The organism is Kineococcus sp. GCM10028916 (assembly GCF_042674865.1).
Taxonomy (GTDB): domain Bacteria; phylum Actinomycetota; class Actinomycetes; order Actinomycetales; family Kineococcaceae; genus Kineococcus.
Genome location: NZ_JBHTFM010000018.1, coordinates 189,359 through 211,917, shown reverse-complemented (window position 1 = coordinate 211,917; position 22,559 = coordinate 189,359). Strand labels below are relative to the sequence as shown.

The following is a 22,559-nucleotide window of genomic DNA, read 5'->3' as shown; positions in this document are numbered from 1 at the left end:
GTGGCCCCCTAGAACGAGGCCAGCAGGTCCGCCACCGCCGGTCGTTCGTCGTCGGCGAGCGCCAGCAGCACGAGGCGCAGCGGGTCCAGCCCCCGCAACGGCACGAAGGCGATGTCGTCGGAGCGGTGGCCGGCGGCGACGACCTCCGCGGTGATGGCCATCGCCCGTCCGGAGGCGACGAGGGCGAGCATCTCCTCGACGTTCTGGGCGGGCGGACCCACGACCCGGGGGACCGCGCCGGAGGGGCGGGGCTCGACGAGCCACACCTCCCGGTCGTACCCCGCGTCGACGATGGGCTCGTCGTCGAGGTCGGCGATGTCGATCGAGGTCTCACCGGCCAGCCGGTGCCCGGCCGCGAACACCGCCACCCGCTGGGTGTCGGCGACGTGCACCGCACGCACCCGCGCGTCCAGCACCTCGTCCGGGCCGGCGTTGAGGAAGACCACGTCGACCCGGCCGTCGGCGAGGCTCGCGACCTCCTGCCCCCAGGGGACGTGGCGCAGCACGACGTCGAGGTCCGGGCTCTCCTGGGAGGCCTGCACCAGCCGGGTCGAGACCCAGCGCGGGGTCGAGGTGCCGATGCCGACGGCCAGCCGTTCGCGTTCGCCCTCCTCCGCGATGCGCCGCGCGCGCACCAGCGCCCGGTCCAGGAGTTCGGTGATCCGCGTCGCGTCGGCGACCAGCGCCTGCCCGGCGGGGGTCAGCGCGGACCCCTCGCGGGCCACGCCCCGCGCGTCGCGGAGCACCAGCCGGCCCCCGACGAGCTGCTCCGTGCGCGCGATCGCCTGACTCAGCGCGGGCTGGGAGACCTGCAGCGAGACAGCCGCTCCGGTGAAGCTGCGCTCCCGGGACACGGCGAGCAGGTAGCGCAACGAGCGCACGTCGAGCTCGCCGCCGCTGCGTCCTGCACCACGCTGATCCACGGGATGGATGCTCTCAGAAGGAACGCTTGTGCGACACGTGGCACGTTCGCCCCTACGTTGAGCAGGGTGCGTTCCCTGACCGCCCTGCCCAAGGTGCACGTGCACGCCCACCTCGACGGGTCCTACCCGCGCGAGGCCGTGCTGGCCCTCGCCCGCCGCCGTGGCGTCCCGCTCGACCTGCCCGTGCGGGGCGGTCCCGCCGCCACCGGGGAGGGCTGGTCCGACGTCTGGGCGTTCTTCGAGGCCTACGGCCGGGTGCCCGCCCTGGTGGCGGACCTCCACGACCTCGCCGGGCTGTGCCGCGCGCTCGTCGCCCAGGAGGCGGCCGAGGGCGTGGTCTACCTCGAACCCGCGATCGAACCCCAGCTCTACGCCCCCCGGCTGGGGAGCCTGCGCGAGGTGACCCGGGTCGTCGTCGACGCCCTCGGCGAGGCCGGGCGGGAGCACAGCGTGGAGGTCGGTTCGATCCTGACGCTGAACACCGACCAGGACGAGCCGATCGCCGCCGAGCTCGCCGCGGTCGCCGCCGAGTTCGCCGGCCGCGGGGTGACCGCGTTCGGGACGGCCGGGTTCGAGGAACCCTCGGGCCTGCAGCGCTTCACCGGGGCGGCCGCGACGGCCCGGGCAGCCGGTCTGCCGGTCGTCGCGCACGCCGGGCAGACGGGCGGCTGGGAGTGCGTCGCGGAAGCGATCGACGTCCTGGGCGCCACCCGCATCTCCCACGGCGTCCGCTCGGTCGAGAACCCGGCCTTCGTGCGCCGACTCGCCGACGAGGGCGTCGTCCTCGACGTCGCCCCCGTCTCCAACGTGGCGCTCGGCATCGTCCCCACGCTCGCCGCGCACCCCGCCCCGGTCCTGCACGCCGCAGGCGTGGGGGTCACCCTCAACGCCGACGACCAGCTCTGGTTCGGTCGCGGCGTCAGCGACCAGTACGCCGTGGCGCGCGAGGTGTGGAAGCTGAGCGACACCGAGCTCGCGGCCCTGGCCGGGCACGGTCTGCGGATCGAGGGCATGAGCCCGGCGACCCGGCACCGCCTCGGCGCGGGTCTCCTCGACTGGCTGGAGCGCAGCCCGGCGGGCGTCCCCACGTGAGGGAAGCGCACCACCTGCTGCTGAGCGCCTTCGAGGTCAACGGTCCCAACCTCACCAGCCAGGGGTTGTGGGCCCACCCGGAGCAGCACACCGACCGCTACCTCGACCTCGCGCACTGGACGTCGCTCGCCCGGCTCCTCGAGGACGGGGGTTTCGACCTGCTCTTCCTGGCCGACTCCCCCGGCTACCCCGTGCTCGAGGGCCGCACCCCGGCCGTGACCTTCGAGCAGGGGGTCGAGATGCCGACCAACGACCCCCTGCTGCTGGTCCCGGCGATGGCCGCGGTGACGAGCCGGCTCGGGTTCGCGGTGACGTCCTCGACGAGCCTGGAGGGCCCCTACCCGAACGCCCGGCGGTTCGCGACGCTGGACCACCTCACCCGCGGGCGCATCGGCTGGAACGTCGTGACGACGTCGGCGGGGGTGGTCAGCGCGCTGCACGGACGCGAACCGCTGCCCCGCCACGACGAGCGCTACGACATCGCCGACGAGCACCTCGACCTCAGCTACCGGTTGTTCGAGGGCAGCTGGGAGGACGCCGCCGTGCTGCACGACAAGGCGACGCGGCGCTACGCCGACGCGCGTCGCGTCCACGAGGTCCACCACCACGGCCGCTACTTCCGCTCCGACGGCTACTTCAAGGTCGAGCCCTCCCCGCAGCGCACCCCCGTCCTCTTCCAGGCCGGCGCCAGCGAACGCGGTCGGGAGTTCGCGGCCACCCACGCCGAGGTGGTGTTCCTGCAGGGCCGCGACGCCGGGACGCTGCGCCGCCAGGTCCTCGACCTGCACGCTCGGGCCGCCCGGCACGGACGCGGCCCGGGGTCGCTGCGCACCCTCGTCGGACTCACGGTCGTGCTGGGGCGCGACCGGGACCACGCCCGCTCCCGCCTCGAGGAGTACCTGTCCTGGGTCGATCCGGAGGCCGCCCGCGCCTACTACGCCTCGATGACCGGCATCGACCTCGCCGCCCTGGACCCCCGCGGGAACTTCTCCGACGTCCGCACCGAGGGCGGGCGGACCCAGGTGGAGCGCTACCGGGGTGAGACGGTGGCCGACGCGCGCGCCGACTTCCTGCGTTTCGGGATGCGGGAGTTCGTGTTCACCGGCACGGCGGGCGACGTGGCCGACGCCATGGAGGCGCTGGTGCGGGAGACGGGGATCGACGGGTTCAACTTCACCCCGTTCGTCGTACCGGGCTCCTACGTGGAGTTCTGCGAGCAGGTCGTCCCCGAACTGCGTCGGCGGGGCACGCTGGCGCCACCACCCGGTCGCGACGCCCCAGGCCGTACGCTGCGGGAGGTGGTCTTCGGTCCGGGCCGCACGAGGCTGCCCGCCGACCACCCCGCGGCCCGGTACCGCCATCCTCCCGAGGAGTCGACGTGAGCGAGATCCCCGCCACCCCCGAGACGAGGGTGGGCGGTGTCGACGTCGAACTGAACGGCATCAACACCGTCGCCGAGTCCGAACGCCACGGCAGGCCACGCGACCTGTTCTGGCCGTGGTTCGCCGCCAACGTGTCCGTCCTGGGGGTCAGCTACGGCTCGTTCGTCCTGGGTTTCGGGATCTCGTTCTGGCAGGCCACGGCCGTCTCGATCGCCGGGGTGTTCCTGTCCTACGTGATCGTCGGCCTCGTCGCGATCGCCGGGAAGCGCGGTTCGGCGCCCACGATGACGTTGTCCCGCGCGGCCTTCGGGGTCGACGGGAACCGCCTGCCCTCGTTGGTGTCCTGGCTGCTGACACTGGGCTGGGAGACGTCGCTGGCGGCCGTCGCGGTGCTCGCGACGGCGACCGTGCTGGACCGCCTCGGAGCCGGTGGGGGCACGGGCACGAAACTCGTCGCCCTCGTGATCGTCGTCGGGCTGATCGTGCTCGGCGGAACCCTCGGGTTCAGGGTCATCATGCGGATGCAGCGCTGGATCACGGTCGTCACCGCGGTGCTGACGGTCCTCTACATCGTCTTCGCGGCCGACTCCATCGACCTGGACGCCGTGAACGCGCTCCCGGCCGGGGACGCCGCGGCGGTCGTCGGGGCGTTCATCCTGGTGATGACGGGTTTCGGTCTCGGGTGGGCCAACGCCGCGGCGGACTACTCCCGCTACCTCCCGCGCGAGGCCTCCAGCGGCGGGGTCGTGTTCTGGACGACGCTGGGTTCCTCGCTCGGCCCGGGCGTGCTCCTCGTCTTCGGCGCGCTCGTCGCCGGGTCGTCGAAGGACCTCAGCGGCCGGATCGCGGCGGACCCCGTGGGGGCGCTCACGGACATCCTGCCGACGTGGTTCCTCGTCCCGTTCGTCGTCGTCGCCGTCCTCGGCCTCGTCGGCGGAGCGGTCATGGACATCTACTCCTCCGGCTTGGCCCTGCTGAACGTCGGACTCCGGGTCCCCCGGCCCGTGGCGGTCCTGATCGACGCCTGCCTGATGATCGCCGGGGCCGTCTACATCGCGTTCTTCTCGCAGGACTTCCTGACGCCGTTCCAGGGGTTCCTGATCACCCTCGGCGTCCCGATCGCCGCCTGGGCGGGGATCTTCCTCGCCGACCTCTCGCTGCGCCGCGGTGACTACGCGGAGGCGGAACTCCTCGACTCCCGCGGGCGCTACGGCTCGGTGCGCGGCCTGTCGGTGATCACCATGGTCGTCGCGACCCTCATCGGCTGGGGTCTGGTCTCGAGCTCGGTGTCGTGGCTGTCCTGGCAGGGCTACCTCCTCGCCCCGCTCGACCTGGCCCACTGGGTGCCGCCGACCGGTGGCGAGGACGGCTACTGGGACAGCAACTGGGCCTACGCCGGCCTCGGCGTGATCATCGCCTTCGTCCTCGGCTTCGTCGCCGTCGTCCTCGGCGGGCGCCGCGCCGTCGCCCTCCAGGAGGAGCGCGCCTGACGCTCGCCGTCGGGGATCGTTGACTCCCCGGTCCCGCCGAGTGGGACCGGGGAGTCAACGATCCCCCCCGGCAGGGCTCAGCCGCGCTGGACGGAGACCTTGGGCGGGGTCTGCAGGGTCTGGGCGATGACGCAGTAGCGCTCGGCCAGCGAGATCATCTTGGCCTCGGTCGCCTCGTCGGCGTCGGAGGTGAACGTGAAGGTCAGGGTGACGTCGGTGATGCCGACGGGCACCTCGCGCGAGACGCCGAGCGTGCCGCGGGCGTCCCAGTGCGCCTCGGCGGTCACCGACGCGTTGCGCAGCTCCACGCCCATGGCGGTGGCCACGCTGCGCAGGGTCACGCCGGCGCAGGCCGCGACGGCCTCGCAGAGCATGTCGGCGGAGCACGCCTCGGTCCCGTCGCCCCCGGCGGCGGGGTGCAGCCCGGCGCGGGTGGTGCCCGCGAACCCGTCGACCGACACGCCGATGGACTGCCCGTCCAGCACCGCCACGGCCTTCGCGGGGACCAGCGCCTTGGCCGGGTCCTCGCGGTAGGCGTCCTTCAACGGCTTCTGCAGGGCCCTCAGTTCGGTCGAATCCACCGGGCGAGCTTAGGCCCCCGCGGGGCCGGCCCCGCAACACCCGCGAAGATGCTGCCGTGAAGTGGACCACTGCCGTCAGCAAGCTCGCCGACGTCGCCCAGGGGTGCGAGCACGCGAACTCGTTGCCCGCCGAGCTGAACCTCTTCCGCGCCGAGGAGGCGTGGGTCTTCGGCGCCCTGCTCGGGCTGCAGCAGGACAGCGAGGACCCGGCGTTCGTCCGGGTCGCCGTCGTCGTCGACCTCCCCGAGGACGAGTGCGCGCTCTTCAGCCGACCGCAGGCCGGTGAGTTCTGGCTCAACGCGTCCGGACTGGCGAAGAGCCCCGTCCAGGTCCTCTTCCGGTCCGCGCAGGCCCCGGTGTGGAACCACCTGGTCGAACGGCCGGTGCGGTTCTGGGCCCGGGAGGAGGGCCTGGACCACGAGGCGCTCCTGCAGCTGCGCAACGGCGACGGCGAGGCACTGCGCCCCGAGGCGCCCACGGACGGGGAACTGCGCGAACGCCTCGACCGCGACCTGCGCGCGAGCCTCGAGGCCCTGCGCCGCACGACCACCGACTACGACGGGAAGCGCTGGGCCCGGGCCAACCACAAGAAGCTCGGCGACGCGCTGGCGGACGTCGCCCTGGGCCTGCTGAGCCTGCAGGACGCCCGCGACGCTCTGGGCGCGAATAGTCTGGACGCGTGAGCGACGAGAAGCTGACGTACCGGCTGCTGACCGGCCCCGACGACCGTTCCTTCTGCGAGAAGGTCACGGCGGCCCTGGCGGAGGGCTACGTGCTGTACGGCAGCCCGTCGGTGACGACGACGGACGGGCGCACCGTCGCCGCGCAGGCCGTCGTCCTCCCCCACGTCCTGATCCGACCCGGTGACGGCGGTGCGGCGTGACCGAACGCCTGCGCTGAGACGCGGGCGGTCCCGCGGCCGGGCTGATCACCGGCGCGCAGGGGCGATTTGACGGGCTCGACGACGGGAACCTACGGTTCCCCCACGGTCATGAGTGACAGCGACAAGCCCTGGCTCGCTGTCCGGCAACCCTCCCCCGCGGCGGGGTGCCCCAGGTGAAGACCAGGCCGGACGACCCCGTCCGGCAAGCGCGGAGCAACGCACGTCGTCGATCACGGGGTGCTGCGAGCCGCGCGCCCGCCGTTCGACCACCGGAGTGCCACCGTGTCCAGCCCCGCCCCCGCCCTGCCCGACAAGCCGAAGCGCCGCGGCCTCCTCATCGGGATCGTCGCCGCCGTCGTCGTCGTGGTCGTGGTGATCGTCGCCGTCGTCCTCGGGACCCGCAATGACGACACCGCGACGACCACCGCCGCCGGTTCCGCCCCGGCCCAGACCGTGAAGATCGGCGTGGCCGACAAGTCGCTGGACTACTGGAAGACGTACGTGGACCTGGCGAAGTCGAAGCTGAACGTGACCGTCGACCTGGTCAACTTCTCCGACTACAGCCTGCCGAACCCGGCGCTGTCGCAGGGCGAGATCGACCTGAACCAGTTCCAGCACATCCAGTACCTGGCGAACTACGACGTCACGGCCGGCGACGACATCCAGCCCATCGGTGGCACCGCCATCTACCCGCTGCCGCTGTACTCGACCACGGCGAAGAGCCCGTCCGAGCTCCCCGAGGGTGCGAAGGTCGCCATCCCGAACGACGACATCAACCAGGCCCGCGGCCTGCTGGTGCTGCAGTCGGCCGGTCTGCTGACCCTCAAGGACGGCGGCAACGCCTTCTCCTCCATCGACGACATCGAGACGAAGAAGGTCGACGTCACCGCCGTCGACGCCTCGCAGACCGCCGGCGCGCTGCAGAGCGGTTCGGTCGCCGCCGCGATCGTCAACGTGAACTACGCGACGAGCGCCAAGCTGCCGGAGACCGACATCATCGCCAAGGACGACCCGTCCGACCCCTCGGCCGCGCCCTACGTCAACATCTTCGCCGCGCGGGCGAAGGACAAGGACAACGAGACCTACCTGAAGCTCGCGGCCCTCTTCCAGGACCCCGCCGTGCAGACGGTGTTCACCAAGGACTACCCGAACGCGGTCGTCTCCGACCGCAGCGCCGCGGACCTGCAGGCCGACCTCGCCACCGTCGAGGCCGACGCGAAGGCCGCGAAGGGCAAGTGAGCGCCCTCGTCACGCTGGAGAACGTCTCCAAGCGCTTCGACCGCCGCGACGGCCAGTCCGTCGCGGCGGTCGACGACGTCTCCCTCGACGTCGAGGAGGGAGAGGTCCTCGCCGTCATCGGCTACTCCGGCGCCGGCAAGTCCACGCTCGTCCGCCTCGTCAACGCCCTCGAACTGCCGACCTCCGGCAGCGTCAGGGTCGGGGGGCAGGACCTGACGAAGCTCTCGCAGGGCGAGCTGCGCAAGGCCCGGTCGAAGATCGGGATGATCTTCCAGCAGTTCAACCTGTTCCGCTCGCGAACGGTCGCCGGGAACGTCGCCTACCCGCTGCGGGTCGCGAAGGTGCCCGCGAAGCAGCGGGACGCCCGCACCGCGGAACTCCTCGACTTCGTCGGTCTCCTCGACCGGGCGCACGCCTACCCGGAACAACTCTCGGGTGGGCAGAAGCAACGCGTCGGCATCGCCCGCGCGCTGGCCACCAGTCCCCCGCTGCTGCTGGCCGACGAGGCCACCAGCGCGCTGGACCCCGAGACCACGACCGAGGTCCTGTCGCTGCTGCGGCGGGTGAACACCGAACTCGGGGTGACGATCATCGTCATCACTCACGAGATGGACGCCGTGCGCCAGATCGCCGACCGCGTCGCCGTCATGGAGAACGGGCGCATCGTCGAGGTCGGGAACGTCTACGACGTCTTCTCCGACCCGCAGACGGCCGCGGCCCAGCGGTTCGTCCGCAGCGCCACCCACGACCGACCCCCGGCCGAGACCCTCGCCCGGCTGCGGACCCACCACCCCGGCCGCCTCGTGAGCGTCCGCATCACCGACGAACCCGGTCTGCAGCAGCGCATCGACTCGGTGTTCCGGAGAACCGGCGCGACCGCGGAACTGGTCTTCGGCGGTGTCTCGGAGATCCGCGAACGCCGGACCGGATCACTGACCTACGAACTCAGCGGCCCCGACGTGGACGGCACGCTCCGCGCTCTCGCCGCCGACGGCGTGCACGCCGAAGAGGAGGTCTGAGGTGGACTTCGACGGTTTCCTCTCCAGCGTCGACGTGTTCCGGACCGCGATCTGGCAGACCCTGTTCATGTCGGTCGTCTCCCTCGTGGTGTCCGGGGTCCTGGGCCTGGCCCTCGGTATCGCGCTGTACGCGACCCGACCGGGCAACCTCTTCGGCAGCCGGCTCGTCTTCGGGGTCCTCGGTTTCGTCGTGAACCTGGTGCGTCCCATCCCGTTCGTCATCTTCCTGGCGGCCATCAGCCCGCTGCAGCGCGAAGTCGTGGGCACGACGATCGGCACCACCGCGGTGACGTTCGCCATCTCCCTGGCGGCCGCGTTCGCGGTCTCCCGCATCGTCGAGCAGAGCCTCGTCGGGGTGGACCCCGGGGTCGTCGAGGCCGCGCGTGCGGTCGGCGCGTCGCGCTCCTCGATCCTGCTGAAGGTCGTGGTGCCGGAAGGCCTCGGGCCCCTCGTGCTCGGGTACACGTTCATCTTCGTCGGGATCGTCGACATGTCGGCGCAGGCCGGCCTCGTGGGCGGGGGCGGGCTGGGCGACTACGCGATCACCTACGGGTCGCAGCGCTACGACAACGGGATCATCTACGTCAGCGTCGCGGCGATCGTGATCATCGTGCAGGTCGGGCAGCTCCTGGGGAACCGGATCGCCCGCGGCGTCATGCGCCGCTAGTCCCCGGCTCCCCGGACCCCCGTCGTGATCGCACGGCGGGGGTCCTCCCGTTCAGGGGCAGACCACCTCGTAGACGTCGGTGTGCATCTCGAACCGTTCGTAGCTCTGGTGGTCGGTGACCTCGCCGTCGGAGTTCAACCGGAACGTCCCGGACCCGGCGTCGATCTCGACGACCTTCCCGGTCGCGGTGACGACGTCCTGCCGCTCGACGTGGACCCCGCTGCGCAGCCCGGCGGCGAAGCCCAGGCGGGCGAGGGGACCGGTGGACTCGGAGACGACGACGTCGGCCAGGCCGTCGTGCGGGTCGGCGCCGGGGACCAGGGGGGCGCCGCCGCCGATGGTGCCGCCGATGCCGATGCCGACCATCAGGACGGGACGCTCCCCCGGCGACACGGTGGTTCCGTCGACGTCGACGCGCAGCCGGAACCCCTTGCCCGCGCTGACCCCGGCCCAGGCCGCACCGACCGGGTAGGCGCCGGCCCGGAGGAAGCGCTTCAGCCGCTGCGCCTTGGCCGTCGCCGACGCCCCGATGCCCGCGTGGACGGTGTTGACGGTGATCCGGTCGTGGGAGTCGACGAGGAGCTCCAGCCCCTTGGGACTCCCCTGGGCGACGACGCGGGCCGCGGCGACCGGGTCCAGCGGCAACCGCAGCGAGCGGGCCAGGTCGTTGCCGGTGCCGAGCGGGACGATGCCCAGCGGCCCCACCGAGCGGGTCGCCCCCGCGTTCCAGAGCAGTTGCAGCGCAGCGTGCAGGGAGCCGTCGCCGCCCAGGAGCACGACCCGGCGTCCGCCCGCCCCGAGCAGGGCGGTGCGCAGGTCGTCCAGGGAGCCCGTGCGGCGGAGCTCCACGTCACCGTGGCGGCGCAGCTCCCGCACGACGGCGTCGACCGCGCCGGCCCGCGCCGATCCCGCCCCCGCGTTGACGACGGCCAGGTACTGGTTCCCACTCACGTCCGCACAACGCACCGGGACGCCGACTCGTGCCGGACGTCCCGGACCTCACAGCGGACGCCAGGTCCCGTCCGCCTCGCGCACCTCGCCGACCCCGTCCCACCGGTAGACGGAGCGGCCGCCGCTGACCACGTGCACGGCGCGCGACATCACGTCGAGCGGGTCCCCGGACCAGACGGCGACGTCGCCGTCGAGACCGGGGGCCAGCGACCCGACACGGTCGTCGATCCCCAGGATCACGGCCGGGTTGAGGGTCAGGGCCCGTAGCGCCTCGTCGGGGTCGAGGCCCTCCTTGACGGCCAGGGTCGCGGAGAGGGCGAGGAACTGGATGGGGACGACGGGGTGGTCGGTGGTCAGTGCGATCCGCAGCCCCGCGCCGGCGAGGATCCCCGGCACGCTCAGCGATCGGTGGCGCAGTTCGGGCTTCGAGCGCGAGGTGAGCAGTGGGCCGACGACGGCCGGCAGCCCCTTCTCGACGAGCAGGTCGAGGACGCGGTGGCCTTCGGTGACGTGGTTCAGGACGAGCCGGTAGCCGAACTCCTCGGCGAGGCGGACCGCGGTCGCGATGTCGTCGGCGCGGTGGGCGTGCTGCTGCCAGACGAGTTCGCCGGTGAGGACCCGGGCGAGGACCTCGGCGTCGCGGTCCCGGTCGGTGGGTGGGTCGAGGGGTTCACCCTTCTCGGCGGCGCGCATCCGCTGGGCGCTGAACCGTTGCGCCGCAGCGAAGGCGTCGCGCAGGGCGGCCGCGATCCCCATGCGGGTCGAGGGGCCTCCGGAGTTCTTCCGGGGGTTCTCGCCGAGCGCGCTCTTCACCCCGATGGGCGCGCGCAGCAGCATCTGCTCGACCGTGGCCCCCCAGGTCTTCAGGGCTCCGGTCTGTCCCCCGACCACGTTGGCGGAACCCGGCAGGACGGCCACGGTGGTGACCCCTGCGCTCAGGGCGTCGGCGAAACCCTGGTCACGGGGGTCGACCCCGTCCCAGGACCGCAGCCGGGCGCCGCAAGGTTCACCCTTCTCGTTGACGTCGGCCCCGTGCCAGCCCTCCCCCTCGGCGTGGACGCCGAGGTGGGTGTGCGGGTCGACGAAGCCGGGCAGGACGAACCGGCCGGTCGCGTCGAGCACGGGGACGTCCGCGGGGACGGGCACGTGGGCGCCGACGGCGACGATCCGGCCGTCGCGGACGAGCACCGTGCCGGGTTCGCGCTCGCCGTGCCAGTCCGGGGTCAGCCGCAGCAGCGTCCCTCCCACGACGGCGACGTCTCGGGAGACCTGTTCACGGTGCGGTGCGGGCATCCGGCCACTCTCGCAGCCGTCAGGACGGGAGGGAACTCCTGGTCTGCGAGACGTCCACCGCGGCCGCCGGGGCGCCCTCACGGAGGCGGGCCTGGTGAGCGGTCGTGAAGCGACGTTCCACGAGGCGGTGGAACTCGTACCTGACGGCCAGGGCGAGCGGCAGGACGACCAGCAGCATCACGGCGAACCGGATGCCCACCCCCCAGGGGCGGTCGAGGGTCAGCAGGTTCCCGAGGCCGAGCAGCGGACCGTGCAGGAGGTGGAGGCTCAGGGTCGTGGTGCCGCGCTGGGAACTCCGGGGGCAGAGCGCGACAGATCGAGGGCGCGGGCGCTCGAGCGGGCGTGGTGACGTCGGCGCGCCCGGACGACGGGCCGCTCAACGAGGAACCAGCTGGCGGTCGCGACGCCGAGGCTCACCGCGGTGGCTCCCGCCGTCACGAGGAGCGTGGGGCGGTCCGCGAACACCGCCTCGGCCCAGACGACGATCGCGTAGTTCCAGAGGTAGACCGCGTAGGAGATCGTGCCGAGGCCGAGGAGCAGTCGTCCGGGGACGCCGCGGACGGTGTCGACGCGGAGTGCCGCGAGCACGAGGACGACGGCCGCCACCGCGATGACCGGGCCGCCGACGAGGTAGGTCAGGGGGTTCCCCTTGAGTTCGGGCCCGACGCAGAGCAGGGCGAGCACGACGACGGCGACCGCGAGCGCGGGACGACCTCCGAGCAGTGCGGTCAGCCGGTCCCGGCCGAGCGCGCGGGCGAGCCCGCCGATCGCGAGCGCGACGAACCAGGAGGTGGGCAGCGAGTAGGCGGCGACGGTGTCGTGACCGACGACGACGACGGTGAGCACCGCGGCGAGCCAGCACAGGAGGACCGCGATCCCCAGGGTGCGGCGGAGGTGACGACCCCGGGAGGCCACCACGATCAGGAGGGGCCAGACCAGGTAGAACTGCTCCTCCACCGAGAGCGTCCAGAGGTGGGTGGAGGCACTGCCCACCCACACCCCCAGGGGGAGGTCCGCGACGTAGGTCAGGGCCACCGGGACCGCGTAGCGCCAGGTCGGTCCCTGGCCGAGCGGGTCCGCGAGGATGCCGACCAGCGCGAGCACCACCACGAAGGCGATGAGGGCGGGGTAGAGGCGGAACACGCGGTTGAGGTAGAAGCGGCGGAAGTCGACGCGCCCGGTGCGTTCCACCTCACCCAGCAGGATCCCGGAGATGAGCCAGCCGGAGAGGGCGAAGAAGATCGTCACGCCGACGATGCCGGCGCCGCCGAAGACGTCCGGGGCGGCGTGGCGGAGGACGACGAGGCCGATGGCCACACCTCGCAGCACCGTCAGTCCGTCGATGCGGGCCGGGTGGGCGGTCGGGGAAGGCGGTCGGGCATCGCTCAAGGGTCGACCTCCGGCGGTGGTGGCCACGCACCGTCGCACGACGGGGTTCCCGCGGCGGCGTCCGGACGGGTCGTGGCGGAGAGGGGCGTGGGCGGCCGCGTCCGGCTCCGGGACGCGCAGGGGCATCCTTCTAGGATTCACTCTGCGCAGTCAAGCGTTACCCCACGTTGTCGTCAGCGGGAGGACCGCGGGCGGCCCGGCGCGGTGAAGAGCCACTCGACACCCCGCCACCGTGAGCGCGCCGACGCCAGGGCCGACGCCACCACCACGGCCGCGACGAGGGCGACCGGCTGCACCACGGGCGCGGGGAACTCCCCGAGCGCGGCCGCGACGTGCACGACGACGTAGATCACCGGGAAGTGCACGACGTAGAAGACCACCGAGTTCCGACCGACGAAGCGCAACGGCCGCAGCAGCGGCGCGCCGCCGCACCGGGCGGCGAGCGCTGCCGCCAGGCACGCTCCCGCGAGGGTGGCGAGGATCGACCGCGGACCGTACCCCCCGTCGGGAGCCCACAGGACGGCGGGGACGAGCAGCACCGCGGCGACGACGAGCACCCGGTACGAGCTCAGGACGGCTCGCAGTCGTGCCGGGTCCTCGGCGATCCACCAGCCCACGAGGAAGAGGGCCATGAGGTAGCAGGGGCGTTCGAGGTACTTGGTCCCGTCCGGCAGGAGTTCCGACACGAGCAGGAGACCGAGCGCGGCCGGGAGGCGCGGAACCCGTCGCAACGGCAGCGCGACGACGTAGAACACGAGGAGGAAGAAGAGGTACCAGAGGTAGGTGCCGCCACGGAGGAGCCCCGGCAGGTACCACGTGAGCGGTCCCGCTCCGCCGGGCCAGGTGAGCACGGCGTAGACCGCGGTCCAGAGCAGGTAGGGCCAGGCGATGGCCCGCCACTTCCCGAGGAGGTAGTCCCGGCTCCCCTTCCCGACGGACCGCGGCAGCAGGGTTCCGGAGAGCAGGACCAGCAACGGGATGCGGACGGGGGCCACCGCCGCGTCGAGGAGCTCCGCAGGACGCGGCACCGGGAGGTCGGCGTAGCGCAGCAGCGACGCGGAGTGGAAGACGAGGACCAGCAGCACGGCTGCACCCCGCAGCACGTCCATCCAGACGAGCCGCGACGGGCCCGGGGCGGGCACCACCACCGGCGACTCGCTGTTCGTGACACGCAGACCGGGCACCGGTGCTCCTCCGTCGGAGTGGAGCCGACGGTCCCGCCGGGCGCGCGTCGAACTACCGATCCCCTGGGCCACCGCCGAACGCCGCCCCGCGGATCACGGGCTGGAGATCCCGTGCGTGGACCCGCGCAGGACGCGGTCGACCACCGCGGACAGTTCCGGAACGTCCACGACGAGGTCGGCGTCGACGTCCGGGAAGCGCAACGGCCACGGCAGGCGGGGTTCGGTGCCGATCACCATGTGGTGGCCCACCTCCGCTGCCGCAGCGAGTTTGACGAACGTCGGGTACAGGAGGCCGCGCGGGGTCAACTCCACGACCGTCGCCCCGGGACGGCAGAACACCAGGTTCGTCAGCCCGGCGCCGTGGACGCCGACCACGAGGTCGGCCCCGGAGAACAGCGAGGCCTCCTCGGCCACGGTCATCCCCCCCGGGTCGACGACCTCGAAGCCCCGCCGGGTGAGCGCGTCCACGACCTCGGGTGCGTTGAGCAGGACCCGGCGGCGTTCTCCCTCCCGTTGGAGCAGGAGCCGCCGGCCGCCGGCGCCGGGGGGGACGTGGGCGACAGCGGCACGGACCTGCTCGACCGTCGAGGGCGAGACCCACCGGTTGCGTCCTGGCACGCTCGCCACGAGGAGTCGCTCGACGTCGAAGACCTGCCCTCGGGTCTCGACGCCCAGCCGGCGTTCCTCCGGGATGCCGAGGAGGTCGAGCCACTGCCTGATGTACCCCGGAGCGCCACTGGGGATCAACCACCGGTCGGCCTCCTCCCCCCGCTCGGCGAGGAGGTCGAGGATGCGCACGATCCGTGGGACGACCTGCACCGTCCAGTGGTAGTAGTTCGGCAACCACGGCTGCAGGAGGGAGACGGTGGTTCCCGGCAGCCGAACGGCGGAGTCCTGGCGCCACCGGGGCATCAGGGAACGGGCGGGAAAACCGTCCTCCTGCCAGATGCCCTCGACCAGGCGACCCCGGTGGAAGACCCAGCCCTCACGTCCCTGGAGAGTTGCCTCGGGCAGTTCCAGCGTGAACTGCTCCGGGACCGACGACACGTCGCGCTGGCGGAGGGCGGACCGGTCCTGGGGGTCCAGGTGGCCCGGTACCGACAACCTCACGTCACGGGAGGTTTCCGTGACGCGGTAGCGGGCTCCGAACGTCGTCAGGGCGGAGGCCGGCACGGTCCGGACGGCCGTCCCGCGGACCTCGCGCGCGAACTGATCCACGGTCCAGAGGCGGTACCTCGCAGCGCTCGCCGCGAGGTACCGCCGGCCGATGTGTCCATCCACCGCGAAAGGTTGACACCTCAACCGCCGTTTGACCAGCGGATCGGGAAGAGGCCCCGGATCAGCAGGCGGGGGCGACCTTGATCAGGTTGCCGGTGTCGACCCACCGGTCCTGCGTGAACGTCACGCCGGGGTTGGCGATGGCTGCCCCGTAGCGGTTGCCGTGCCCGTAGGCGTTGCCCCGGAACACCACGTTCGTGACGTTGGCCGAGCAGGACACGTTGACCGAGTAGGAACCACCGTTGAAGAAGTTCCCTTCGAAGAGGGCGTTCTCGAGGCGCTGGGGACCCGTCTCGGTGCCGAGCTGGACCGCGGAGTTCAGGAAGTCGTCCGACCCGTCCTGACGCGGGTCGAGGGTGTTGTGCCTCACCACGATGTTGGACCCCGAGGTCGACTGCATGGCGTCGGTGTGCACGCCGTCGTGACGCACGAGGCCGTGGACGTAGCTGTCGCTGATCGAGACGTCGTCCCCGAGGCGCGGACCGTCCTGGGTGCCGCGGATCTCGACCCGGCGCAGGGTGTACCCGCCCCAGCCGATCGCGACCTGCGCGCTGCCGTCGGAGACGATCTCGGAGTCCTCCATGACGAACCCGGGGGCGTCGGTGAGGCTGACGGCGCGCAGCGTCTCGTCGGTGCAGGTGATGCGGGAGTTCCGGACGGTGACGTCGGGGACGTGGACGGAGAGGCACCCCTGCACGTCGAGCCCGTCGAGCACCGCGCCCGGGGTCCAGACGTCGAGCGCAGCGGAGGGGGTCAGCGTGACCCAGGCCGGCACGCCGGTGGTGTCCGCCGTCGGGAAACCCACGGGGATGGTGTTCGTGACGATCGGGACGGCCCGCAGGTACTTGGTGACCGACTGCACCATGTACTTGCCGCTGTACAGCTTCGCGACGACCTTGACCGAACCGTAGAGACCCGTGAGGTCGACCTCGCCCTCACCGGCGTAGTAGTTCCCGGCGAGCGCGACGCCGCCGATCGAACCGCCCTGGACGACGTCGTTGACGTAGTAGGTCCCGCGGTCGAACTTCACGCCGGTCAGCGTCGAGATGTCGACGGTGGTGGCGGGGACGTTCGCACTGTTGACCGAACTCCCCTCGTAGGTCATGTAGGGGTTCACCCCGGCCTGCGCGGGGACGGCGGCGGAAACCCCGCCGACCACGAGGGCGGCCGCCGCGGCGACGCCGGCGAGGACGCGGGTGAAACGGCTGGACGTGCGGGTGGTGGTGCGGGGGTGCGGAGTTGCGAGGGCGCGTGGGGGGGTCACGGGAGCCTCCAGGTATCGAGAACGGGTGTGTCCTCAATGCTTCGGCGGTCCCCGGTGTCAACTGGGTCGTCCACTCCGGTGCGGCGATCGGGTGAACGGCGGTGACACTACTCTCCGTGGTCAGTTCGGGGTCGTCGGAGCCCCTGCCCGGCGCTGCAGGGTGACCGCGTCGTACAACTCGCGCCCGGAAACTCCGTGGCGACCGGCGGTGACCTTCACGGCGTCCTTCATCCGGTAACCGGACTGCACGAGTTCGGAGACCTCCTCCACCAGTTCCCCCACCTCGGGGACCCGTTGCGGGCCGGTGGAACCCGCGACGACCAGGCACACCTCGCCGCGGACCTCGCCCTGGGCCCAGACCGCGAGTTCGGCCAGCGTCCCGCGCACGACCTCCTCGTAGGTCTTGGTCAGTTCCCGGCACACCGCGGCCGGGCGGTCCGCCCCGAACGCCTCGGCCATCGCGGCGAGCGTGGCCCCGGTGCGGTGCGGGGACTCGAAGAAGAGCAGGGTCCGCGGGTCCTGGGCGAGGTCGGCGAAGACCCGGGCCCGCTCCCCCGGCTTGCGCGGGGCGAAGCCCTCGAAGGCGAACCGGTCGCTGGGCAGACCCGACACCGCGAGGGCCGTCAGCACCGCCGACGGTCCCGGGACGACCGTCACCGGGAGTCCCGCGTCCACGCACCCGCGCACCAGCCGGTAGCCCGGGTCGGACACCGAGGGCATGCCGGCGTCGGTCACCAGCGCGACGACCGAGCCCTGGCGCACGGCGTCGACGAGCTCCGGGGTCCGCTCGGTCTCGTTGTGCTCGTGGTAGCTCAGGATGCGACCGCGTGGGGTGATCTCCAGCGCCCCGGCCAGGCGGTGCAGCCGGCGGGTGTCCTCCGCGGCGATCACGTCGGCGGTCTCCAGCAGGTCGACCAGCCGCCGGGTCGCGTCCCCGGCGTTGCCGATCGGGGTCCCCGCGAGCACCAGTCGTCCCGTACCGCTGTCCCCGCTCACGGCACCATCGTGCCGCACTGTCGGGCTGCCACCGTGCCGCACTGTCGGGCTGCCACCGTGCCGCACTGTCGGGCTGCCACCGTGCCGCACTGTCGGGCCGCCATCGTGCCGTACCCACGGGCGCAGACCTGCGTGCCTACGATGGATCGGTGATCGCGAAGCAGCAGGCAGGTCCCGCGTGAGCGCGGTGGACACCGTCGCCACGCCCCGCACACCGGGTCCGGGTGATGCCCGCGAACGGCTGCTGGGAACCTCCTCGGAGATCACCGGGGAGTCCTGGCGTCGGGCCTGGCTGCCGCTGCTGCTGGTCACCGCGATCGGCGGCTTCCTCCGCTTCTTCCAGCTCGGCCGACCCCACCAGCTCGTCTTCGACGAGACGTACTACGTGAAGCAGGCGTACTCGCTGCTGCTGCACGGGGTGGAGCTGCGCAACGACTCGAGCATCGCGAAGCCGGACGAGCTCTTCACCCACGGCGCCCCGAACGTCTTCGGCACCGAGGGTGACTTCGTCGTCCACCCGCCGGTCGGGAAGTGGATGATCGCGTTCGGGGAGTGGCTGTTCGGCATCGACTCCTCCTTCGGCTGGCGCTTCTCCGCGGCGCTCGTCGGGACGCTGTCGATCCTGCTGATCGGCCGGATCGCGCGGCGCATGTTCCGCTCCACGCTGCTCGGGGTCACGGCCTCCGTCCTGCTGGCCGTGGACGGTGAGCACTTCGTCGAGAGCCGCACCAGCCTCCTCGACGTCTTCCTCATGTGGTGGGTGCTCGTCGCCTTCGCCCTGCTGCTGATCGACCGGGACCACGCGCGCGAGCGCCTCGCCCGGGCCGTCGCCGTCCACGGGGTGGACGGGCTCGGCCCGCGGATCGGCTTCCGCGGCTGGCGGCTGGCCGCCGGGGTGAGCCTGGGGCTCTCCTGCGGGGTGAAGTGGTCGGGCGTCTACGTGCTCGCGGTCTTCGGGGTCATGACCGTCTTCTGGGACGCCGGCGCCCGGCGGGCCGTGGGGGTGCGGCCCTGGTTGCCCGCCGCGCTCTGGCGGGACGGGATCGGCGCGTTCGTGCTGATGGTCCCGATCGCGGTCGCCACCTACCTGGCCTCGTGGGTGGGCTGGTTCCGCAGCGACGCCGGCTGGGACCGGCAGTGGGGCGAGGTGCACCCCTCCCGGGGGGCCGGCGGGATCGTTCCGGACGCCCTGCGGAGCCTGTGGCACTACCACCAGCAGGCCTACGCCTTCCACGTCGGTCTGGACTCCCCCCACCCCTACTCCGCCAACCCGTGGTCGTGGCTCGTGCAGGGACGTCCGACGTCCTTCTTCTACGAGGCCAAGACGTCGGGCGTGGAGGGCTGCACGGTCGACAACTGCTCGAAGGCCATCACCTCGCTGGGCAACCCCGTGATCTGGTGGGCCGGGCTCCTCGCGCTGCTCGTCCTCCTCTTCTGCTGGTTCTTCCGCCGCGACTGGCGGGCGGGGGCGATCCTCGCGGGGTACGCCGGCGCCTACCTGCCGTGGTTCCAGTACCAGCACCGGACGATCTTCACGTTCTACGCCGTCGTCTTCGTCCCGTTCGTGGTGCTGGCGGTGGTCCACGTCCTCGGGCTGGTCCTCGGCCCCGACCCCAGCACCGCCGTGCTGCGCCGGGGCGTCGCCGTCGAGGCGGCGTTGTGGCGGCGGCGCGGGGGCGCCGCGGTGGCGGGTGCGGTCGTGGTGCTCGCCGTCGCCTGCTTCGCCTTCTTCTGGCCGGTCTACACGGCCCAGGTCATCCCCTACGAGTCCTGGAGCCGGCGGATGTGGCTGCCGAGCTGGATCTGACCGGCCGCTTCGTCCCAGGGTTGCGGCAGGGCACCTGACCTGCGCTTCTCGAGGATCCGATCACGATCGGGCAACGACGATCGGCTCTTCGAGTGCGCACGGTACGGCGGAAGTGTGACGATCGCCTCCTAGCGGTCACGCTCAGCACTCGCTAGGGTGCGGTTCGTCACAGGTTCGCCCGTCCGGGCGACCGCGATCCCGAGGACGCCCATGACTGCACTTCTCGTGGCCAATGACGGCGGACACCTGGCTCAGCTCAAGTCGCTCGCCAAGCGGCTGCCCATCGCTGACGCCTTCCGCTGGGTCACGGTCCCCACCCCGCAGTCCCTGTCCCTCCTGGAGGGCGAGGACGTGCTGTGGGTGAAACCCGGACCGACCCGCGACCTGCGGGCCGCGCTGCACAACGCGGTCCTCGCCTCGTCGCTGTTCCGCCGCGGACGCATCTCCGCCGTCGTCAGCACCGGCTCCAGCCTCGCCGTCTCCGTCCTGCCGCAGGCCCGCCTGCACGGGACGAAGACCTACTACATCGAGAGCGCGACCCGCACCCACGGACCGAGCCTCAGCGGCCGGCTCCTGGCCCGGATCCCCGGCGTCGAGCTCTACACGCAGAACGCCTCCTGGGCCTCCAAGAAGTGGAAGTACGCCGGCTCGGTCTTCGACGGCTGGGAGCCGGAGCAGTTGCCGGAACGCCGCAAGGTGTCCAAGGTCGTGGTCTCCCTCGGGACCTCCCGGACCTACGGCTTCCGCCGTCTCGTCGAGAGCATCGCCCCCCTCCTGCAGGACCTGGGGGCCGAGGTCCTCTGGCAGACCGGGACCACCGACACCACCGGCCTGCCGGTGCTCGACCCCCGTCCCGCGGTTCCCGCCCAGGAACTGTCCGCGGCGATGCGCGAGGCCGACCTGGTCATCGCCCACGCCGGTACGGGTGTCGCCCTGGAGGCTCTCGGGGCCGGCAAGCTCCCGGTCCTCATCCCCCGGCGGGCCGAGTTCTCCGAGCACGTCGACGACCACCAGGAACAGATCGCCGACATGCTCAAGCACCGCGGCCTCGCCGTCGTGCGGGAGGCCGACGCGGTCACCCCGGAGGACCTGGTCCTGGCCGCCAGCAGTGTCGTGAACCTCCGTGAGGACGCCCGGCCGCTGGTGCTCTGAGTTCCACCGTGACGTCCGCGTCACCCGGGAACCGACCCGGAGGTCGATGACCCGCGGGGGGAACCGACCTCCGGGTCTCCCCTCACCTCGCGGTGGAGACCTTCTCGAGCAGCGGGGCCCACCAGGCCTCGTGGTCGCGGTACCACTGGACCGTCTCGGCCAGACCCTCGTCGAAGGAGTGCTGAGGGGTGTAGCCGAGTTCGGCCGAGATCTTCGAGATGTCGACCGAGTAGCGGCGGTCGTGACCCTTGCGGTCCTCGACCTCGCGGACGCGCTCCCAGCCGACCCCGAACGCCTCGAGGATCCGTTCGGTGAGTTCGCGGTTGGTGAGTTCCGTCCCCCCGCCGATGTTGTAGACCTCCCCGGGACGACCGCCGTCGACGACGAGCTGGATCCCGCGGCAGTGGTCGTCGACGTGCAACCAGTCGCGGACGTTGAGGCCGTCGCCGTACAGCGGAACCGTCCCGCCGCGCATCAGGTTCGTGATGAACAACGGCATGACCTTCTCGGGGAACTGGTACGGGCCGTAGTTGTTCGAGCAGCGGGTGATGCACGCCGGCAACCCGTGCGTGCGGTGGAACGACCGCACCAGCAGGTCGCTGGAGGCCTTCGAGGCCGAGTAGGGGCTGTTCGGTTCCAGCGGGTGGTCCTCGGGCCAGGAACCCTCGGGGATCGTGCCGTAGACCTCGTCGGTGGAGACGTGCACGAACTTGTCGACGTCGTGACGCACCGCGGCGTCCAGCAGGACCTGGGTCCCCACGACGTTCGTGTGGACGAAACCCGCTGCGCCGTCGATGGATCGGTCCACGTGGCTCTCGGCGGCGAAGTGCACGACGACGTCCGCGCGGGCCATCAGCGCGTCGACCGCGGCCGCGTCGGTGATGTCGGCCTCGACCAGTTCCAACCGGGGGTCACCGGCCACCGGGTCCAGGTTGCGCGGGTTGCCGGCGTAGGTGAGTTTGTCCAGGACGACGAGCGAATCGATCCCCGTGGCCCCGTGCACCCCCGTCAGGGCGGACCGCACGTAGTGGCTGCCGATGAAACCTGCACCGCCGGTGACCAGAAGTCTCATGGACCGACATACTACGGTGTCATGCGCGGAATAATCCTCGCCGGTGGATCCGGCACGCGACTGCACCCCATCACCCGGGGGGTCAGCAAGCAGCTCGTCCCGGTCTACGACAAACCGATGATCTACTACCCGCTCTCGACGTTGATGCTGGCCGGTGTGCAGGACGTCCTGGTCATCACCACCCCGCACGACGCCGACGGGTTCCGGCGGTTGCTGGGCGACGGTTCGCAGTTCGGCGTGAACCTCCAGTACGCCGTCCAGCCCTCTCCCGACGGTCTCGCCCAGGCGTTCGTCATCGGGGACGAGTTCGTGGGTTCCGACACCGTCGGACTGGTCCTGGGGGACAACATCTTCTACGGCCCCGGACTGGGCAACCAGCTCGGCCGCTTCGACGGCCTCACGGGCGGCGCGATCTTCGCGTACTGGGTGGGCGACCCCACCGCCTACGGCGTCGTGGAGTTCGACGACGCCGGGCAGGCGCTGTCGCTGGAGGAGAAGCCCACCGACCCCAAGAGCAACTTCGCCGTCCCCGGGCTCTACTTCTACGACTCCGAGGTCGTCGAGATCGCCAAGGCCCTGCGACCGTCCCCGCGCGGGGAACTCGAGATCACCGACGTGAACCGGACCTACCTCGAACGCGGTCAGCTCCAGGTCGAGGTGCTGCCGCGCGGGACGGCCTGGCTGGACACCGGGACGTTCGACCAGATGCTGGCCGCCGGGAACTACGTCAGCACGCTGGAGGCCCGTCAGGGGCTCAAGATCGGCTGCCCGGAGGAGGTCGCCTGGCGCCAGGGCTGGCTGGACGACGCCGAGCTCGAGGAACGCGCCCGCCCCATGGTCAAGAGCGGGTACGGCAGCTACCTGCTGGAACTGCTGGCCCGCGGCCGGCACGCCTGA

The 22,559-nt window shown here is 71.9% G+C and carries 22 protein-coding genes and 1 riboswitch; of the genes, 11 read left to right on the top strand and 11 right to left on the bottom strand.

What is annotated here, in order from left to right; all coding sequences use genetic code 11:
• Positions 1-8: 8 nt before the first annotated feature.
• Complete coding sequence (locus tag ACFQ46_RS20065; protein WP_380261380.1) at positions 9-923, bottom strand: LysR family transcriptional regulator; 915 nt, start codon at positions 921-923, stop codon at positions 9-11.
• A gap of 66 nt (positions 924-989) precedes the next feature.
• Here ACFQ46_RS20065 and add point away from each other — a divergent pair, with 66 nt between their 5' ends.
• From add to ACFQ46_RS20050, 3 genes are read left to right on the top strand one after another with little or no spacing between them, the layout of a single operon-like run.
• A complete protein-coding gene (gene add / locus ACFQ46_RS20060) occupies positions 990-2,015 on the top strand; it encodes an adenosine deaminase (protein WP_380261378.1) in 1,026 nt (341 codons plus the stop codon).
• Entirely contained in the window at positions 2,012-3,397 is a 1,386-nt protein-coding gene (locus ACFQ46_RS20055) for an NtaA/DmoA family FMN-dependent monooxygenase (protein ID WP_380261376.1), read from the top strand. The genes add and ACFQ46_RS20055 overlap by 4 nt, the downstream gene beginning before the upstream one ends.
• Positions 3,394-4,887: a purine-cytosine permease family protein gene (locus tag ACFQ46_RS20050; RefSeq protein ID WP_380261374.1), complete on the top strand. Its 1,494-nt coding sequence runs from the start codon at positions 3,394-3,396 to the stop codon at positions 4,885-4,887. Before ACFQ46_RS20055 ends, ACFQ46_RS20050 begins: the two co-directional genes overlap by 4 nt.
• Positions 4,888-4,964: 77 nt before the next feature.
• Here ACFQ46_RS20050 and ACFQ46_RS20045 read toward each other — a convergent pair whose 3' ends face one another.
• Positions 4,965-5,468 carry an OsmC family protein gene (locus ACFQ46_RS20045; RefSeq protein ID WP_380261372.1) on the bottom strand — a complete coding sequence of 168 codons (504 nt, stop codon included), beginning with the start codon at positions 5,466-5,468 and terminating at the stop codon, positions 4,965-4,967.
• Between the two features lie 56 nt (positions 5,469-5,524).
• Between ACFQ46_RS20045 and ACFQ46_RS20040 the strand changes: the two genes are divergently transcribed.
• From ACFQ46_RS20040 to ACFQ46_RS20020, 5 genes are all read left to right on the top strand, one after another.
• Positions 5,525-6,151 (top strand): hypothetical protein, encoded by a 627-nt coding sequence (locus ACFQ46_RS20040; protein WP_380261370.1) that lies wholly within the window; start codon positions 5,525-5,527, stop codon positions 6,149-6,151.
• Positions 6,148-6,351 (top strand): DUF1737 domain-containing protein, encoded by a 204-nt coding sequence (locus tag ACFQ46_RS20035; protein WP_380261368.1) that lies wholly within the window; start codon positions 6,148-6,150, stop codon positions 6,349-6,351. Before ACFQ46_RS20040 ends, ACFQ46_RS20035 begins: the two co-directional genes overlap by 4 nt.
• 104 nt (positions 6,352-6,455) lie before the next feature.
• Positions 6,456-6,566: riboswitch (SAM riboswitch) on the top strand.
• Between the two features lie 67 nt (positions 6,567-6,633).
• Positions 6,634-7,590: a MetQ/NlpA family ABC transporter substrate-binding protein gene (locus ACFQ46_RS20030; protein WP_380261366.1), complete on the top strand. Its 957-nt coding sequence runs from the start codon at positions 6,634-6,636 to the stop codon at positions 7,588-7,590.
• Positions 7,587-8,609: a methionine ABC transporter ATP-binding protein gene (locus ACFQ46_RS20025; protein WP_380261364.1), complete on the top strand. Its 1,023-nt coding sequence runs from the start codon at positions 7,587-7,589 to the stop codon at positions 8,607-8,609. Before ACFQ46_RS20030 ends, ACFQ46_RS20025 begins: the two co-directional genes overlap by 4 nt.
• 1 nt (position 8,610) lies before the next feature.
• Positions 8,611-9,276: a methionine ABC transporter permease gene (locus ACFQ46_RS20020; protein ID WP_380261362.1), complete on the top strand. Its 666-nt coding sequence runs from the start codon at positions 8,611-8,613 to the stop codon at positions 9,274-9,276.
• Between the two features lie 51 nt (positions 9,277-9,327).
• Here ACFQ46_RS20020 and ACFQ46_RS20015 read toward each other — a convergent pair whose 3' ends face one another.
• The 8 genes from ACFQ46_RS20015 to rsmI form a co-directional block, all read right to left on the bottom strand.
• Positions 9,328-10,227 carry a diacylglycerol/lipid kinase family protein gene (locus tag ACFQ46_RS20015; protein WP_380261360.1) on the bottom strand — a complete coding sequence of 300 codons (900 nt, stop codon included), beginning with the start codon at positions 10,225-10,227 and terminating at the stop codon, positions 9,328-9,330.
• 48 nt (positions 10,228-10,275) lie between these two features.
• Positions 10,276-11,520 (bottom strand): amidohydrolase, encoded by a 1,245-nt coding sequence (locus tag ACFQ46_RS20010; protein ID WP_380261358.1) that lies wholly within the window; start codon positions 11,518-11,520, stop codon positions 10,276-10,278.
• A 19-nt stretch (positions 11,521-11,539) separates the two neighbouring features.
• Complete coding sequence (locus tag ACFQ46_RS20005; RefSeq protein WP_380261356.1) at positions 11,540-11,719, bottom strand: hypothetical protein; 180 nt, start codon at positions 11,717-11,719, stop codon at positions 11,540-11,542.
• A 68-nt stretch (positions 11,720-11,787) separates the two neighbouring features.
• Complete coding sequence (locus ACFQ46_RS20000) at positions 11,788-12,909, bottom strand: acyltransferase family protein (protein WP_380261354.1); 1,122 nt, start codon at positions 12,907-12,909, stop codon at positions 11,788-11,790.
• Between the two features lie 173 nt (positions 12,910-13,082).
• The gene (locus tag ACFQ46_RS19995) at positions 13,083-14,093 is read right to left on the bottom strand and encodes an acyltransferase family protein (protein WP_380261352.1); all 1,011 of its coding nucleotides are present in this window, start codon (positions 14,091-14,093) and stop codon (positions 13,083-13,085) included.
• A gap of 93 nt (positions 14,094-14,186) precedes the next feature.
• Positions 14,187-15,374, bottom strand: coding sequence for a glycosyltransferase family 61 protein (locus ACFQ46_RS19990; RefSeq protein ID WP_380261350.1), 1,188 nt, complete (start codon positions 15,372-15,374; stop codon positions 14,187-14,189).
• Positions 15,375-15,432: 58 nt separating this feature from the next.
• A complete protein-coding gene (locus ACFQ46_RS19985; RefSeq protein ID WP_380261348.1) occupies positions 15,433-16,635 on the bottom strand; it encodes a hypothetical protein in 1,203 nt (400 codons plus the stop codon).
• Between the two features lie 120 nt (positions 16,636-16,755).
• A complete protein-coding gene (gene rsmI / locus ACFQ46_RS19980; RefSeq protein ID WP_380261346.1) occupies positions 16,756-17,631 on the bottom strand; it encodes a 16S rRNA (cytidine(1402)-2'-O)-methyltransferase in 876 nt (291 codons plus the stop codon).
• A gap of 178 nt (positions 17,632-17,809) precedes the next feature.
• Between rsmI and ACFQ46_RS19975 the strand changes: the two genes are divergently transcribed.
• Positions 17,810-19,438: a dolichyl-phosphate-mannose--protein mannosyltransferase gene (locus tag ACFQ46_RS19975; RefSeq protein ID WP_380261344.1), complete on the top strand. Its 1,629-nt coding sequence runs from the start codon at positions 17,810-17,812 to the stop codon at positions 19,436-19,438.
• Positions 19,439-19,648: 210 nt separating this feature from the next.
• A complete protein-coding gene (locus tag ACFQ46_RS19970) occupies positions 19,649-20,590 on the top strand; it encodes a glycosyltransferase (protein WP_380261342.1) in 942 nt (313 codons plus the stop codon).
• Positions 20,591-20,672: 82 nt separating this feature from the next.
• Here ACFQ46_RS19970 and rfbB read toward each other — a convergent pair whose 3' ends face one another.
• Positions 20,673-21,662 carry a dTDP-glucose 4,6-dehydratase gene (rfbB, locus tag ACFQ46_RS19965; RefSeq protein WP_380261339.1) on the bottom strand — a complete coding sequence of 330 codons (990 nt, stop codon included), beginning with the start codon at positions 21,660-21,662 and terminating at the stop codon, positions 20,673-20,675.
• 21 nt (positions 21,663-21,683) lie between these two features.
• Here rfbB and rfbA point away from each other — a divergent pair, with 21 nt between their 5' ends.
• Positions 21,684-22,559, top strand: a complete 876-nt coding sequence (rfbA, locus tag ACFQ46_RS19960; protein WP_380261337.1) for a glucose-1-phosphate thymidylyltransferase RfbA — start codon at positions 21,684-21,686, stop codon at positions 22,557-22,559.